The 14,394-nt window shown below is 73.6% G+C and carries 15 protein-coding genes; 5 read left to right on the forward strand and 10 right to left on the reverse strand.

Translation table 11 applies throughout. The features are described from left to right. Positions 1–385: amidohydrolase family protein (locus IF30_RS44070; protein WP_158835601.1), on the forward strand; the 385-nt coding region annotated here is incomplete at its 5' end. 97 nt (positions 386–482) lie between these two features. On the opposite strand, the gene IF30_RS0130520 is transcribed toward IF30_RS44070, so the two are convergent. Both IF30_RS0130520 and IF30_RS0130525 read right to left on the reverse strand, forming a co-directional pair. Then, positions 483–1,481, reverse strand: a complete 999-nt coding sequence (locus tag IF30_RS0130520; protein ID WP_158835604.1) for a hypothetical protein — start codon at positions 1,479–1,481, stop codon at positions 483–485. Between the two features lie 198 nt (positions 1,482–1,679). After that, positions 1,680–3,473: a sensor domain-containing diguanylate cyclase gene (locus IF30_RS0130525; protein WP_030244473.1), complete on the reverse strand. Its 1,794-nt coding sequence runs from the start codon at positions 3,471–3,473 to the stop codon at positions 1,680–1,682. A gap of 381 nt (positions 3,474–3,854) precedes the next feature. On the opposite strand from IF30_RS0130525, the gene IF30_RS0130530 reads away from it, so the two are divergent. Beyond that, entirely contained in the window at positions 3,855–4,382 is a 528-nt protein-coding gene (locus IF30_RS0130530) for a flavin reductase family protein (RefSeq protein WP_234322904.1), read from the forward strand. 1 nt (position 4,383) lies between these two features. Here IF30_RS0130530 and arfB read toward each other — a convergent pair whose 3' ends face one another. Further along, positions 4,384–4,818 carry an alternative ribosome rescue aminoacyl-tRNA hydrolase ArfB gene (gene arfB / locus IF30_RS0130535; protein WP_030244476.1) on the reverse strand — a complete coding sequence of 145 codons (435 nt, stop codon included), beginning with the start codon at positions 4,816–4,818 and terminating at the stop codon, positions 4,384–4,386. Between the two features lie 87 nt (positions 4,819–4,905). Between arfB and IF30_RS0130540 the strand changes: the two genes are divergently transcribed. After that, positions 4,906–5,403: a hypothetical protein gene (locus IF30_RS0130540; RefSeq protein WP_420791168.1), complete on the forward strand. Its 498-nt coding sequence runs from the start codon at positions 4,906–4,908 to the stop codon at positions 5,401–5,403. A gap of 133 nt (positions 5,404–5,536) precedes the next feature. Next, the gene (locus IF30_RS0130545) at positions 5,537–6,112 is read left to right on the forward strand and encodes a TerD family protein (protein WP_030244480.1); all 576 of its coding nucleotides are present in this window, start codon (positions 5,537–5,539) and stop codon (positions 6,110–6,112) included. 72 nt (positions 6,113–6,184) lie between these two features. On the opposite strand, the gene IF30_RS50400 is transcribed toward IF30_RS0130545, so the two are convergent. The 7 genes from IF30_RS50400 to IF30_RS0130580 form a co-directional block, all read right to left on the reverse strand. Beyond that, a complete protein-coding gene (locus IF30_RS50400; RefSeq protein ID WP_030244482.1) occupies positions 6,185–7,315 on the reverse strand; it encodes a hypothetical protein in 1,131 nt (376 codons plus the stop codon). A gap of 122 nt (positions 7,316–7,437) precedes the next feature. Further along, positions 7,438–7,926, reverse strand: coding sequence for a DUF3180 domain-containing protein (locus IF30_RS0130555; RefSeq protein WP_030244483.1), 489 nt, complete (start codon positions 7,924–7,926; stop codon positions 7,438–7,440). A 172-nt stretch (positions 7,927–8,098) separates the two neighbouring features. Further along, positions 8,099–8,698 (reverse strand): 2-amino-4-hydroxy-6-hydroxymethyldihydropteridine diphosphokinase, encoded by a 600-nt coding sequence (gene folK / locus IF30_RS0130560; RefSeq protein ID WP_030244485.1) that lies wholly within the window; start codon positions 8,696–8,698, stop codon positions 8,099–8,101. Positions 8,699–8,819: 121 nt separating this feature from the next. Continuing rightward, entirely contained in the window at positions 8,820–9,179 is a 360-nt protein-coding gene (gene folB / locus IF30_RS0130565) for a dihydroneopterin aldolase (protein WP_030059580.1), read from the reverse strand. Positions 9,180–9,426: 247 nt separating this feature from the next. Then, the gene (locus IF30_RS0130570; RefSeq protein WP_078891842.1) at positions 9,427–9,924 is read right to left on the reverse strand and encodes a nuclear transport factor 2 family protein; all 498 of its coding nucleotides are present in this window, start codon (positions 9,922–9,924) and stop codon (positions 9,427–9,429) included. Beyond that, a complete protein-coding gene (gene folP, locus IF30_RS0130575) occupies positions 9,914–10,840 on the reverse strand; it encodes a dihydropteroate synthase (RefSeq protein WP_030244489.1) in 927 nt (308 codons plus the stop codon). Before folP ends, IF30_RS0130570 begins: the two co-directional genes overlap by 11 nt. Positions 10,841–10,907: 67 nt before the next feature. After that, positions 10,908–12,749 carry a phosphatidylglycerol lysyltransferase domain-containing protein gene (locus tag IF30_RS0130580; RefSeq protein WP_030244490.1) on the reverse strand — a complete coding sequence of 614 codons (1,842 nt, stop codon included), beginning with the start codon at positions 12,747–12,749 and terminating at the stop codon, positions 10,908–10,910. 355 nt (positions 12,750–13,104) lie between these two features. Between IF30_RS0130580 and IF30_RS0130585 the strand changes: the two genes are divergently transcribed. Next, positions 13,105–14,280 carry an alpha/beta hydrolase gene (locus IF30_RS0130585; RefSeq protein WP_051711580.1) on the forward strand — a complete coding sequence of 392 codons (1,176 nt, stop codon included), beginning with the start codon at positions 13,105–13,107 and terminating at the stop codon, positions 14,278–14,280. Positions 14,281–14,394 lie beyond the last annotated feature (114 nt).

The following is a 14,394-nucleotide window of genomic DNA, read 5'->3' on the forward strand; positions in this document are numbered from 1 at the left end:
CCGCGTCGCCCTGATCACCGACGCCATGGGCGCCGCCGGCATGGGCGACGGCCTCTACCCCCTCGGCCCCCTCCAGGTCGACGTCAAGGACGGCGTCGCGCGGCTGGTCGAGGGCGGCGCGATCGCGGGCTCCACCCTCACCCTGGACGTGGCGTTCAAGCGCTCGGTGACCGTCAACGGCCTGACCCTCCGACAGACCGTCGAGTCGCTGTCCGCCACGCCCGCCCGACTGCTCGGCCTCAGCGACTCCATCGGCTCGCTGGAGACCGGCAAGCTCGCCGACCTCGTCGTGGTCGACTCCGAGACCTTCGACCTGGTCGCCGTCATGCGCCGCGGCCGCTGGGTCGTCGGCGGCGACACCTTCTCCACCGTCAAGCCCGCCTGAGCCCGTCGAACCCGCCCGAACGGCGCCCACGGCAACGGCGACGGCCGCCCCTCCCCCTCGGGGACGGGCGGCCGCCCCGCGTTCCGGGCGAGGTCGCTCAGCCGTACGGCTCGACGGTGACCTGGTCGATCAGGATCGGCCCGGACTGCACCGTCAGCGTCACCGAGTTCGCCCCGGCCTGGAGCTGCGGCAGGATCCAGGTGTTGTACCAGGCGGACGACGGGTCCTTGCTGCCGGGCGAGAAGTTCTTGTACGACAGCCCGCTCGGCCAGTCCTTGCCGTTCACCGAGGCCGCGCCCTGCACGAGCGCGCCGGTGTTGTTGTACCGCACGGTCAGCTTGTACGTCCCGGCCGTGGCGATCTCACCGTTCCAGGTCACCGAGCCGCCCGGCTGGAGCGTCAGGTAGCTGCCGTCGGCGGACTTGGCGCCCTTGACGGTGTTGGCGGACGGCGCGTTCTGGGCCTGCAGCTGCCCGGCGTCCACGGTGGACGGCCCGGCCGCGACGGTGGCGCTGGCCGACGGGGAGGCGGTCGCGGTCGGGCCGGCCGACCCGCTGCCGGTGGGCGCGGGCGGCGCGGTGGTCGTGGTGCCGCCCTTGGCGCTCTTGTCGCCGTCCGGGTCGCCCGTGGAGAGCGCTATCCCGGCGCCGATCGCGATGGCCGCGACCACGGCGACGGCACCGATCACCGCGCCCTTGCTCCGGCCGCTGCTGCGGGGCTCCTCCCCCGGCTGCGGCCGGGAGTGCTCGGCGTAGCGGCTGGGCGGGACGGGCGCGGTGCCGTAGTCGGCCTGCTGCGGCGCGCCCGACGGGCCGTACGGGGCCTGCGGCTGGCCGCCCGGGTGCCCCTGCGGCGCCCCCGGCTGCCCGTACGGCTGCTGCGCGCGCGGCCCCGCCTGCTGGTAGTGCTGGCCGTACTGCGCCCGGCCGACCTCCATCGGACGGCTGTACGGCGTCCGGGGGACTCCCTGCTGCGGCTCGGCCGGCTGCCCGGTGGAGCCGGCGGCCGGACGGTAGAGGTAGCCGAACGGGTCGTCGTCCTCCGGGGCACCGCCCCCCTGGCCCTCGGGCACTCCGTTGCTGCCGGCGGTCGTCACGGTGGTCTGCTCCCCCATCCGGTGCGCGCCGCCGGGCTGCGGGCGGCGCAGATCATGGACGCTGTCGTCCCGGGAACCCTACCTGTCGCACCCGACAGCTGGAAAAGACCCCTTGACAACTCGCGGGTAGCCGGGCCCGGCCCGCGATCGCGGCGCCCGCGGACCGCACCGTCCGCACCCGTACGGCCCCGGCGGGCCTCAGCCGGCCCGCCGGTGGGAGCGCTCGCCGCGCGCCCCGCGCACCGCACCGCCCCGGGCCCGCTTCTCGTCGTACATCCGCTCGTCCGCGGTGTGCAGCACCTCCTCGATGCTCATGCCGCAGCCGGCCCAGCCGATCCCGAGGCTCACCCCCACCCGCATCGCCCGCCCGTCGATCCGCATCGGCGGGATGATCGCGTTGCGCAGCCGGTGGGCGAGGTCCTTGGCCTCCTCGCGGCCGATGCCGTCGGCCAGCACCACGAACTCGTCGCCGCCGAGCCGGGCCACCGTGTCGCCGTCCCGGACGGCCTGGCTCAGCCGCCGGGCGACCTCGACCAGCACCGCGTCGCCCGCGTTGTGGCCGAACCGGTCGTTGATCGACTTGAAGCCGTCCAGGTCGCAGAAGAGCACCGCGAGCCCCTTGTCCGCCGCGGCCGCGCCCCCGGAGCGGAACGGCGCGGACCAGACCTCGCCGCCCGGGCCGTGGTCCGCGGGGACGACCGCGTGCACGTGCTCCCCGTAGCCGGGTCCGAGGCCGGGCGGCGGTCCGCCGTCGGGCAGGCCGTAGCCGTGCACCTGCGCCGCGTACGGGTCCGCGCCCTCCAGCCCGTCGTGGGCGGCGTGGGCGCTGTAGGAGTCGGCCGGGTAGCCGTAGGGCGGCGGCGGGTAGGCCGCCTCGGCCGGGCCGGCGGCGGCGCCGACCCGCTGCGGCAGGGCGCAGAGCCGGCGGGCCAGCCGGGCCTTGAGCTCGGCGCCGTTGGGCAGGCCGGTGAGCGCGTCATGGCTGGCCCGGTGGGCGAGCTGGAACTCGTGCCGCTTGCGGTCCTCGATGTCCTCGACGTGGGTGAGCAGGAAGCTCGGCCCCTCGGCGGCGTCCGCCACGATCGAGTTGCGCAGGCAGACCCACTGGTAGCCGCCGTCCCGACGGGACAGCCGCAGCTCCGCCCGGCCGCTCTCGGCGCTGGTGCGCTCCAGCAGCGCGCGGTCCTCGGGGTGGACGAGGTCGGCGAAGCTCTGCTGGCGCAGCACCGCGCGGGGGCGGCCGAGCAGTCGGCACAGCGCGTCGTTGACCCTGGTCAGCTGGCCGCGTCCGGCGCCGTGGAGTTCGGTGATGGCCATGCCGCTGGGCGCGTACTCGAAGGCCTGGCGGAAGCTCTCCTCGCTGGCCCGCAGCGCCTGCTGCTCCTTCTCCAGGCGGGCCAGCGCGCGTTGCATCTCGGCCCGCAGCCGGGCGTTGCCGATCGCGATGGAGGCCTGGAGGGAGAACATCTCCAGTGCCTCGCGGGTCCAGGCCCCGGGCCGCTTGCCGCTGCGCGGGCGGTCCACCGAGAGCACGCCGAGCAGGTCGCCGCCGGCGCTGTACATCGGGGCGAGCAGGCCGTCGGCGGGGTGCCAGTCGTTGGCGTACACGGGCAGCGGGCTGTCCCCGATCCAGCGCGGGATGTCGCTGGCGACGGCCCAGCCGCGGTCGTACGGCAGGAAGCGCAGGGTGCCCCAGTGGTCGCTGACGCCGAGCAGCCGGTCCCAGGACTCCCGGGAGCCGACCTGACCGAGCAGCACGGAGGGGCCGCCCATCGGGCTCTCCTCCAGCTCCCAGACGGCCGCCACCACGAGGTCGCCGTCCGGGCGGACGAGGCTGACCGCGGCGGCGTCGAAGCCGAGCCCGTGCACCGCACCCTCGACGACGGCCTGCAGCGTGCCCGCGAGGCTGCGGGCAGCGTTGAGGTCCGCCACGACCCGGTGCAAGGTGCGGAGGGTCGCGAGACGGACGTACGGCTCCGACTCGGCTTCCATGCGGGGGCTCCCCGGCTGCTTCGGATAGTTCTTGATTGGTTATCGTCCGATTGCCAGAAGAACTGAATCACAGGGAGCACAGCGTTCGGCACGCTCGGTCAGCAATAGGCCACCACTTGTGACTTAAATCACACGTGACCAATGCGCCCTTAATCAGTTCATCCGCCCATAACGGGCAGAAAGTGCCATCGGGATAATTCCGCGGTCGACCGCATCGTCGACCGCTTCGACCACGAGCTGAAGCCGGCTCCGCCCCCCGGTCGGCCCCGCTTCACTCCTGAGGGTGAGCCGGGCCCCCGGCCGCGACCCCGCGGGCGCCGCGGCGGTCCTACGACCAAGGCCCGATGCCGTTCCCCGCGCGTGACGACTACCGTGCGGTACGTGCACCCGTCCCCGCAGCCCGAAGCTGCCCCCCACGCCACGCCCGACGAGTTCCGGGCAGCTCTCTCCCAGCTCGCCGCCGGCATCAGCCTGGTGACCCTCCACGACCCGGAGGACGGCGAGGACGTCGGCATGACCGCCACGTCCTTCCTCTCGGTGTCGCTGGAGCCACCGCTGGTGCTGATCTCGGTCCGTGAGGACTCCCGGATGGACGAGGTGCTCTCCCGGGTCGACACGTGGGCGGTCTCGGTGCTGGCCGAGGGGCAGAAGACGCTCGGCTCGCGGTTCGCCATGAAGGGCCGGCTCAGCGACCGGCTGCTGTTCGCGGACACCCCGCACCACCGCGGCCCGCGCACCGGAGCCCCGCTGATCGAGGGCGCGCTGGCCACCGTCGAGTGCCGCACCGAACAGCGGATACCCGCGGGCGACCACACCCTGCTGCTCGGCCGCGTCCTGGACGCCGCGGTGCCCGATCCCGGCGGCCGTCCGCTGCTCTACTTCCGCGGCGGCTACCGCACCCTCGGCTGAGCTACTCCCCGCCGCGCTGCGGCCTGCGGCCCTGCTTCAGCTCGGAGCGGTGCCGCTTGTTCGACAGCCGCCGCTCGACCATCCCCCGGCTCGGCCTGGTCGCCCGCCGGGCCTTCGGCGGCGGCGCGCACGCCTCGGTCAGCAGCGCCGACAGCCGGGCCGCCGCAGCCTCCCGGTTGCGCCACTGCGAGCGGAACTCCGAGGCGTGGACCACCAGCACCCGGCCGTCCGCCAACCGCCCGGCCAGCCGCTCCAGGGCACGCTCGCGCCACACCTCGGGCAGCGCCCGGGTGGACGCCAGGTCGAAGCGCAGCTCGACCTTGGAGTCGGAGGTGTTGACGTGCTGGCCACCGGGGCCGGAGGAACGCGAGAAGCGCCAGACGAGCTCGGCGTCGGGGACGACCACCGACCCCCGTACGCGGATGGGCTCGGGCATGCGCCCATCATCCCGCGCCCGGGCCGCCCGGTCACCCGGTTATCCGAGCGCCCACCCGGTTACCCCCGCCCGCCCCGAACCCCGACAATGGCGTACGTGATCGAGCTCGGCTACTCCCTCTCCAACCGCTTCCCCGACCCCCCGCAGACGGACTACCGCACCGCGTCCGTGCACGCCCTGCGGTACGACCTGTTCTGCGGCGACGTCTACCTCGACGCCGACGACGCGGAACTGTCCACCGCCTGGGGCTGGGTGCCGGTGCTCGACTTCGCCTGGGCACTGTGCGACATCGCCGAGCACCTGGACCGCGACCCGGACGGCAGCCGGGCCGCCCGGGTGCAGACCGCCGACCTGGACTTCACCCAGAACACCGAGCTGCTGCGCTTCGCCCGCCGTTTCAACTGGGTCGAGGTCACCGCGACCTGGCTGCCCGACGAGCCCCCGGCCGTGATCCGGCACAGCGACCTGCGCCGCGAGGCCCGGGACTTCCTCCAGGACACCCTCGCCGACCTCTGCGACATGCACCCCGATCTGGCCGACAACCCGAACATCTGGTCGCTGCAGGGCCGGTTCCGCCGGATCTGACGGCCGCATTGCACGGCCTTTGCCCCGGATTGGCGCCCCGCGAAGAATTCACCACTCCTGCGGAACCAAGCCGCCGGGGAATTGCGTTGTCCCGGGGAAAAGCGCACGAAACGAACGAAGGGACTGCAATCGCATGCCAGTGAGCCTCTCCAAGGGTGGCAACGTCTCGCTGACCAAGGAGGCCCCCGGCCTGTCCGCGGTCACCGTCGGCCTGGGCTGGGACGTCCGCACCACGACCGGTGCCGAGTTCGACCTCGACGCCAGCGCGATCGTGCTGAACGCGGACGGCAAGGTGCTGTCCAACGCCCACTTCGTCTTCTTCAACAACACCAGCACGCCGGACGGCACCGTCGTGCACACCGGTGACAACCGCACCGGCGAGGGCGCGGGGGACGACGAGTCGATCAACATCAACCTGTCCGGCCTCCCGGCCGAGGCTGCCAAGATCACCTTCCCGGTCACCATCTACGACGGCGTCGCCCGCGGCCAGAGCTTCGGCCAGGTCCGCAACGCCCACATCCGCGTGGTGAACGCGGCCGGCGGCGCCGAGATCGCCCGCTACGACCTCTCCGAGGACGCCGCCACCGAGACCGCGATGATCTTCGGCGAGCTGTACCGCAACGGCAGCGAGTGGAAGTTCCGCGCCGTCGGCCAGGGCTACGCCTCCGGCCTCGCGGGCATCGCCCAGGACTTCGGCGTCCAGCTCTGACGCACCCCGGCAACGCCGCGGCGCGGGAGGCCGGCCCGTCCGGCCTCCCGCGCCGCGCCGCGCCTCCCGGCCTCAGCGCGAGGCGCGCAGCTCCGGCAGCTGGATCAGCTCGGTCTCGTCCTCCGGCGTCAGGTCCACCACGGTCGGCTCGGCCGGCTGCGCCGTCCGTGCCCCGTCCTCCGCCGTGACGGCCTCCGCCGCCCGGGCCTCGGCCTCGGCCGCCACCGCCTCGTCGCCCACCACGTCCGCCAGGTCGGCCCGCTCGCCCAGCTCGGCGACGCTGCCCACCGCCGGCGCCGGGGCCACCGGCCGCACCCCCGCACCCGAACCGCGGCCGAAGAAGCTGAAGCCCTGCCCGCGCGCCTGCCCCGGCTGCGCCACCCGGGGCCGCTGCCGCTCCACCGCCGGCGCCGCGGCCGGAACGACCGACGTCCCGCCGAGCGGACCGACCGTCGCGGTCAGCGCCGGACGCACCGGCGCCGCCTGCACCGACGGCTTGACCACCGACGGCTCGGCCACCGGCGCCTGGCCCGGCGCGGGCACCGCGGGCGCCACCGGCGCGGCCACGGCCACCGGCGCGGGCGTCGGCGCGGCCTGTGCGCCCGGGGCGGTACGCGCCCGCAGCGCGACCTCCGCACCCGCCGTACGCTCCCGCCGCGCCTCCTGCTCGGCCGCGCGGCGCTCCAGCAGCCGCAGCACGGCCGCCGCGCGCACGTAGGCCGCCGGACTGGCCGGGTACTTGGGGCGGCTCGCCGCGAGGGCCCGCTGGGCCGCCTCGGCCTCCTTGAGCGCCTGCTCGGCCACCGACACGGCCCGCTCCCGCAGCAGCCGGGCGATCTCCGTCTCGGCCTTCGCCAGCCGCGACTTCTCCGCCGTCAGCCGCCGCCCGAACCGGGTGGCCCGCTCCTCGGCGACCTCCGCCGCGTACTCGGCCTCGGCCAGCTGCTCCTCGAAGCGCTCCTCGGCCCGCAACCGCTGCGCCGCGGACATCTCGGCGGCCGCCCGGGCCGTCTTGTCCCGCTGACGCAGCAGCAGCGCGAAGCCGAGCGTGGCGATCACCGCCGCGACGCCCACCGAGCGCACCAGGATGGCGTCCTGACTGAAAAGCAGAGCGGCCAGTGCGGCGACCAGCAGTACGCCGGCGGCGGTGGGGGGAAAGACCCGGCCGAGGACGGAGGAATGACGGTGGCGTCCGCGAGACATGCCAAGAAACTAGCGTGCGAATTGGCCCCCTGTCAGCCCAGGGTCCCCTTCCGCCCTTGACAGGGTGCGGTTTTTACCGCACGTGCCCGCATTTTCACTCAAGATCACGAAGAAAGGCCTGTTCAGCGGTGTGATGCCGCCGGACCGGCCGGGCCGTCGTGGTTCTCGGGCAACCTGCACACGTGCTGCACCCAGAGCGCCGCCGCGATCACCGCGGCCCCCGCCAGCACCGCGAACCCCGCCGTGACGGCCTGGTCCTTGCGGGCCGACACGTCCAGTTCGCCCAGCAGGTAGATCCCCGCACCCGCGTAGATGCCGGTGACCACGGCCGAGACCAGCGCGCTGGCCTGCGCCAGCACCACCGCCCGGGCCGCGAGCAGCGGATCGACCCCCTTGGCACCGGGCTGGCGCTCGCGCGCCGCCTTCAGCCGGGACCGCAGGGACAGCGCGGTCGCCAGCAGGATCACCGCCACCGCCGCCAGCACCACCGGCGCCGCGCCCGGCACGGCCGGCAGCGTGTCCAGGGAGGCCCACAGCTTGGAGCCGGCCCAGGACAGCGCCGTCGTGGCCGCGGTGATGCCGATCAGCAGACGGAGGCGAAGCAGCTTCACTCGGAGGAGGTCCTTCCCGGGGTACCAGAACCGGCCGGCCGCCCGGTGGCCCGACGCGGCGGCGCCAGGCCACCGTACCGGGCCCGGCCGGGCGGACACCCGCACGAACGGCGGACACCTACTCGTACGGCCGGGCCCCCGGTCGAGTTCCCCGGCGGGCGGCCGCGAGGACCTATTCCGGCAGCGTCAGCCGGATGTCGTCGCGGCGCTTGACGCCCTGCGCGTCCGGCCCGCCGAGCGCCTCCAGCAGCGCGTCGACGCGGCCGTGCCCCGGCACCTCGGCCTCCGGCTGGGCGTCCAGCCACGGGGCGAGCACGAAGGCCCGCTCGTGCGAGCGCGGGTGCGGTAGCAGCAGCCGCGGGTCGTCGCTGAGGACGCCCTCGTAGGCCAGGATGTCGACGTCCAGGGTGCGCGGGCCCCAGTGGACGGTCCGCACCCGCCCGAAGGCGTCCTCGATCGCGTTGCCGCGCTCCAGCAGGTCCTGCGGGGGCAGCGAGGTGCGCAGCACCACGACGGCGTTGTAGTAGTTCGGCTGCTCCTCGGGGCCGCCGAGGGCGGCGGTCTCGTAGACCGCGGAGACGGCCTTGATCTTCAGCCCGGGGGTGTCGGCGAGCGCGTCCACCGCGCCCTGGAGGGTGTCCAGCCGGTTGCCCAGGTTGCTGCCGAGCGCGATCACCGCGCAGCGCTGGCTGTGCAGCGTGGTGTCGGCGGAGTCCACCCGGCTCTCCAGGTCGAACGCGTTCGGCGCGGCGATCGGGTCGCTGGTGCTCATGCCGCCGCCTCGCTTCGCCGGGTGGGGGCGGTCGCCCCTGCGCGCCGCTCGACTGGTCGCTTGCTTCGCTGGCTCACTCGAAAGATTCCCTCTGCATCGGGTACCGGGCGCGCGGTGGGGGTCATGCGCGGCCCCGGTGGATGGTCACGGTCACGTCGTCGAACGGCACGGTGATCGGGGCGTCCGGCTTGTGCACCGTGACCTCGACCTCCTCGACCGCTTCGTGCTTGAGGCACTGGTCGGCGATGCGCTGGGCCAGGGTCTCGATCAGGTCGACGGGTTCACCGGCGATGATCGCGGTGACCTCCTCGGCCACGATGCCGTAGTGCGCCGTGCGGGTGAGGTCGTCTCCGGACGCGGCGGGGCGGGTGTCCAGGTACAGCACGAGGTCGACCACGAAGGTCTGGCCCTCGACGCGCTCGCGTTCGAAGACGCCGTGGTGGCCCCGGGCTCGCAGCCCCCGCAGGGTGACGCGGTCCAGCAAACGAATCACTGCTCCCAGTCGGACGGGCCCCGCCCGGACGAAGGCATGGACGGGCAGGGCGAAGGCGGGCAGCACGCCCGCCACTCCGTTTCGAATCTACCCGTGAGCACGGACAACGCCTGACCGTCCTACCCGGCGGGAAACGACGCCACGCGCGCCGCAATGGCGATTGACGTGAACGTTCGGTGACCACTCGGGAATTCCCGGGCGGCCTCCCGGCGCGATATCCGCGCGGCGGCCGGAATCAGTCGTCGTCGTCCTCGTCGCCGCTGGTCAGAACGGGTGAACCGTGGTGCGACCAGAGCTTCCACCCGGCCGGGGTACGGCGGAACAGGTTCGTCGAGACGACCTTTCCGCCGACCAGCGGTCCGAGTTCGCCCTCCTCCTCCGCCTCGCCGCCGGACAGGATGTTCTCGGTGCACGTGACAAGGGCCACATCGCCGTGGACCTCGGCCTCGACATCGGTCAGGAAGAACTGGATGTACTCCGTGTTCGCCATGATCAGCATGTACGAGCGGGTCACCTGGGCTCGCCCGCGCAGCACCGGCCAGCCGGGGTGCACGCACACCACGCCGCCCTTGTCGTCGGCCTCCCCGGCGCCCAGCCAGGCGTCCTCGACCGCTTCCAGGTCCCCCCGCTCCAACGCCTCGTAGAGTCCTCGGTTCGCCGCCAGCACCGCTTCCAGGTCCGCCTCGCGGGCCCGTCCGGCCGTACCGCCGCTCAACCTGCCGTCACCTGTCACAGACCCTCCCTCGCCCGCCCTCCGCGCCCGCCTTCGGGCCGGAGGGGCCCAACCGTGCCGCGTGCTGCCAGGCGGCGACCACCCGGACGGCGTCAGCCGTGCCGGACACGTCGTGCACCCGCACCGCCCAGGCACCCGCCTGGGCCGACAGCACCGACACCGCGGCCGTCGCGTCGTCGCGCTCCCGGGCCGGGCGCAGTTCCCCGGTTGCCGGGTCGGCGAGCAGCGTACCCAGGAACCGCTTGCGCGAAGCCGCCACGAGGACGGGACGGCCGAGCGCGGTGAGCGCGTCCAGCCGGCCGAGCAGCGCCCAGTTGTGCTCGGCGGTCTTCGCGAAGCCGAGGCCGGGGTCGAGGATCAGCTGGTCCTCCTTGACCCCGGCCGCCAGCAGCGCCTCCACCCGGGCGGTCAGCTCGGCGACCACGTCGCGCACCACGTCGCCGTAGACGGCCAGCTTCTCCATGTCGGCGGACTGCCCCCGCCAGTGCATCACCACGAAGGGCGCGCCGGTCTCCGCGACCACCCGGGCCATCGCCGGGTCGGCGAGCCCGCCGGAGACGTCGTTGACGATCACGGCACCGGCCGCCACGGCCCGCTCGGCGACCGATGCGCGCATCGTGTCCACGGAGACCGCCACGCCGGCGTCGGCGAGCTCGCGCACCACCGGGATCACCCGGCGCAGCTCCTCGTCCTCCGGCACCCGCTGCGAGCCGGGCCGGGTGGACTCGCCGCCCACGTCCACCAGGTCCGCGCCGCGGGCCCGCAGGGCGAGCCCGTGCGCGATCGCCTTGGCGGGGTCGTGCCAGAGGCCGCCGTCCGAGAACGAGTCGGGCGTCACGTTGACCACGCCCATCACGGCGCAGCGTTCGAGCCGAGGCAGACCGGCCGGCAGGGAGAAGGACGGCGAAGTGCTCATGCCCCCATTATCGAACGCGGCCCCCGCCGGGGATTCCCGGCGGGGGCCTGTCCGTCGTCCCCGTGCCTCAGGCGGCCTCGGTGACCTCGCGGGTCGACGGGACCGGCATCAGGCCCTCGCGCTGGCGCTTGCGGCCGAAGCGCGGCATGCCGAGGGTGATGAACGCCTCCGCCTGCATGGCGGCGAACCCGATCCGCGGCAGGTCCCGGGTGCTCGGGAAGACCAGGAAGCGCGGCTCCCACTCGGGCTGGAACTTGGCGTTGAACTTGTACAGCGACTCGATCTGGAACCAGCGCGACAGGAACACCAGCAGCCCGCGCCAGGCGCGCAGCACGGGCCCGGCGCCGATCCGCTCGCCGCGGGCCAGCGCCGAGCGGAACATCGCGAAGTTGAGCGACACCCGGCGGATGCCCATCGCGGACACCTCCTGCAGGGCGGCGACGATCAGCAGCTCGTTCAGGCCCGGGTCGGCGGCGCGGTCGCGGCGCATCAGCTCCAGCGAGATGCCGTCCGGCCCCCAGGGCACGAAGTGCAGCACGGCCTTGAGGTCGTCGCCGCCCTCGCCCTCCTCCGGGTCCTTGTGGGCGGTGACCACCACGCAGTCGTCGTCCAGCGGGTCGCCGAAGCGGCCCAGCGCCATCGAGAAGCCGCGCTCGGTGTCCGTGCCGCGCCAGCGGGCGGCGGCGTCGGCGATCCGGTACTTCTCCTCGGCGGTGAGCTCGGAGACCCGGCGCACCTTGCAGGAGTAGCCGTTGCGCTCGATCCGCTTGACCATCTGGCGGACGTTGCGCATGGCCCGGCCGGAGAGCGAGAAGGCGGAGGTGTCGACGATGGCCTCGTCGCCCAGCTCCAGCGCGTCCAGGCCCGCCTCCCGGGTCCAGACCTCGCCGCCGACCTCGCTGCAGCCCATCACGGCCGGCACCCAGGCGTGCTCGCGGGCCTCGGCCATGAACACCTTGATCGCGCCCGGCCAGGCCTCGACGTCGCCGACCGGGTCGCCGGAGGCGAGCATCACGCCGGAGACCACCCGGTAGGAGATCGCGGCCTTGCCGGTGGGCGAGAACAGCACGCTCTTGTCGCGGCGCAGCGCGAAGTAGCCGAGCGAGTCGCGCTCGCCGTGCCGCGCCAGCAGCGCGCGGACCTTCTCCTCGTCCTCCGCGGTCAGCTCGGGCTTCGGCTTGCCGGGGCGCAGTGCCAGGTAGGCGGTGGTGAAGGCGGTCAGCAGGCCGAGCCCGCCGAGCAGGTAGGCGACCAGGTCGGACATCCGCACGTTGCTGTAGCGGATCGGGCCCTCGAAGCCGAACAGTCCGTACCCGACGTGCTGCAGCCGTTCGGTCAGGCCCGGGTGGCCGATCTCGTACTTGGTGCGGGTGCTCACGATCAGCAGGCCGAGCAGGACGCTGAGGACGCCCATGACGACCAGGTTGACGGCCGCGCGCCAGCGGGTGCGCGGGTCGGCCTTGGCGTAGAACTCGCGCTGGTGCACCAGCATCACCGCGAACACGACCAGCGAGACCACCGCCGGGCCGACCTGGTGCCAGCGCACGATGTGCAGCGCCGCGCCGACCGGCAGCAGCACGCAGACCGCCCGCCAGGCCCGCCGCTTGCGCCGGCGCAGCGCGTGCGCGAGCGGCACCAGCAGGATGCCGACCATCAGCGTGCCGACCGCGGCCAGGCTGGTGGTGCCGCCCGGCAGCTGCCCGGCGAAGGTGTGCATCTTCGTGTGCCGGAGCTTGGGGAACACCGCGCTGACGATGTCCACCAGCCCGATCAGCAGACAGGCGTAGCCGACCGCTCCCGGGAGCCAGGCCCTCGGAACGGCGGCCACCTGGTTGCGCAGCGTCTGCAGGCCGCGACGACGGCGCGGCGGCTGCTCGGGGCTCGGCTCAACGGACACGGGAACGCTCATGGAAGCTCAGCGTAGAGGCTGCGGGGCGGTGTCCGGTCACTCCGGGGGAGGACGCGTGATGGACCTTCATGCCTATTCCTTCATCAGGCAATGCGCATACCAAGGACCCGGAAACGGTCGGTAAACCGGGGCGGTGGACGCGCTGCGGGTTGAGCCGGCGGTGGGAGCCGGGGGGCTGCCGCAGCGTGGCGCGGCAGGGCCCTCCGGGACGCGTTACGTACGGTGGACGCCGCATTCTAGGGCGCCGGTTGCCTGCGGCGCCCCCGCCCTTCCGGCCCCCTTCCGAGGCGCCCGGACAGCCTAGCTGCGGTGGCTCCCCCTGACGGTCCGCCAGACGATGAAGCCTGCATCGACAATGTCCCACCGGAAGGCCGACGGCATGGAACTGACCAGCGACGCGCTGGTGGACTCGCTGCTCGCGCTCGGCGTCGCGGCCCTGGCCACCACCCTGTGGATCTGGCCCCGGCTGGCGAGGCAGCGCCCGCTGCCGGTGCTCGGCCGGATCGGACTGCTGACCGTGGTTCAGGTCTCGGTCCTGGCCGTGCTCGCGCTGTCGGTGAACAACTCCTTCGGCTTCTACACCTCCTGGGACGACCTGCTCAGCTCCGGTGGCGCCAAGCTCGCGCTGACCAGCAACGAGAACCACCAGGGCACCCCGGTCGGCGACACGCTGCTCCAGCCCACCAACGAGGGCGGCCTGGAGACCATCACCAACCTGCCGAAGGGCCCGCCCGAGGAGGTCGGCAAGGTCGAGTCGGTCCGGGTCAGCGGCAAGGAGACGGGCTTCTCCGACCAGATGTTCGTCTACCTGCCGCCCGAGTACTTCGACCCGAAGTTCGCCCTGGTGCGCTTCCCCGTCCTGCTGGCCATCGCCGGCTACCCGGGCACCACCCTGAACCTGCTCCACGAGCTCCCCTTCGCGCAGACCGCGATCGAGCTGCAGCGCTCCGGCAAGATGCCGCCGACCGTCCTGGTGATGGCCCGCCCGGCGATCGCCCCCTCCCGGGACACCGAGTGCGTGGACGTCCCCGGCGGCCCCCGGAGCGAGACCTGGTTCGTCAAGGACGTCCCCGAGGCCGTCCGCAGCGCCTACCGGGTGGGCCGCACCGCCGGCTCCTGGGCGACCTTCGGCTACTCCACCGGGGGCAGCTGCGCACTGCGCCTGGCGATGCGCTTCCCGGACGTCTTCGGCAACGCGGCGAGCCTGCACGGCGACTTCACCGTCCGCCAGGACAACTACACCAACGGCGACCTCTTCAACGGCGACAAGGCGCTGGCCCAGCAGCACGACCTCGGCTGGCGGCTGCAGAACCTGCCGGTGCCGACGCTCAACCTGCTCGTGGTCTCCACCCGCAAGGAGAGCGACTACCCGCAGACCGTCCAGTTCGTCGACCTGGCCACCCAGGTGATGGCGGCCAATCCGCAGTTCAGGACCGAGTCGCTCTACCTGGACGACGGCGGCCACAACTTCGACAGCTGGACCAGGGAGCTGCCGGCCTCGCTGGAGTGGCTCGGCTCGCACCTGGGCTAGCTCGTGTGAGTGATTTCCCGCCGGTCGGCCCGGCCGGCCGACGGCGCGGGGGAACGTATCGCGGCCGTCCGCCCGCCGCCCGGCGGGCGCCGCCCGGATCCGCGCAGGAGGCGC

This window comes from Streptomyces sp. NRRL S-350, assembly GCF_000719705.1.
In the GTDB taxonomy this organism is placed as follows: domain Bacteria; phylum Actinomycetota; class Actinomycetes; order Streptomycetales; family Streptomycetaceae; genus Kitasatospora.

What these genes read in the sequence shown, in the direction of transcription:
- arfB (WP_030244476.1), bottom strand. Translation starts at nt 4,818, where the DNA reads ATGCCCGAGCCCATCCGCGTACGGGGGTCGGTGGTCGTCCCCGACGCC.
- IF30_RS0130585 (WP_051711580.1), top strand. Translation starts at nt 13,105, where the DNA reads ATGTCCCACCGGAAGGCCGACGGCATGGAACTGACCAGCGACGCGCTG.
- IF30_RS0130545 (WP_030244480.1), top strand. Translation starts at nt 5,537, where the DNA reads ATGCCAGTGAGCCTCTCCAAGGGTGGCAACGTCTCGCTGACCAAGGAG.
- IF30_RS50400 (WP_030244482.1), bottom strand. Translation starts at nt 7,315, where the DNA reads ATGTCTCGCGGACGCCACCGTCATTCCTCCGTCCTCGGCCGGGTCTTT.
- IF30_RS0130540 (WP_420791168.1), top strand. Translation starts at nt 4,906, where the DNA reads ATGGCGTACGTGATCGAGCTCGGCTACTCCCTCTCCAACCGCTTCCCC.
- IF30_RS0130580 (WP_030244490.1), bottom strand. Translation starts at nt 12,749, where the DNA reads ATGAGCGTTCCCGTGTCCGTTGAGCCGAGCCCCGAGCAGCCGCCGCGC.
- folK (WP_030244485.1), bottom strand. Translation starts at nt 8,698, where the DNA reads ATGAGCACCAGCGACCCGATCGCCGCGCCGAACGCGTTCGACCTGGAG.
- IF30_RS0130525 (WP_030244473.1), bottom strand. Translation starts at nt 3,473, where the DNA reads ATGGAAGCCGAGTCGGAGCCGTACGTCCGTCTCGCGACCCTCCGCACC.
- folP (WP_030244489.1), bottom strand. Translation starts at nt 10,840, where the DNA reads ATGAGCACTTCGCCGTCCTTCTCCCTGCCGGCCGGTCTGCCTCGGCTC.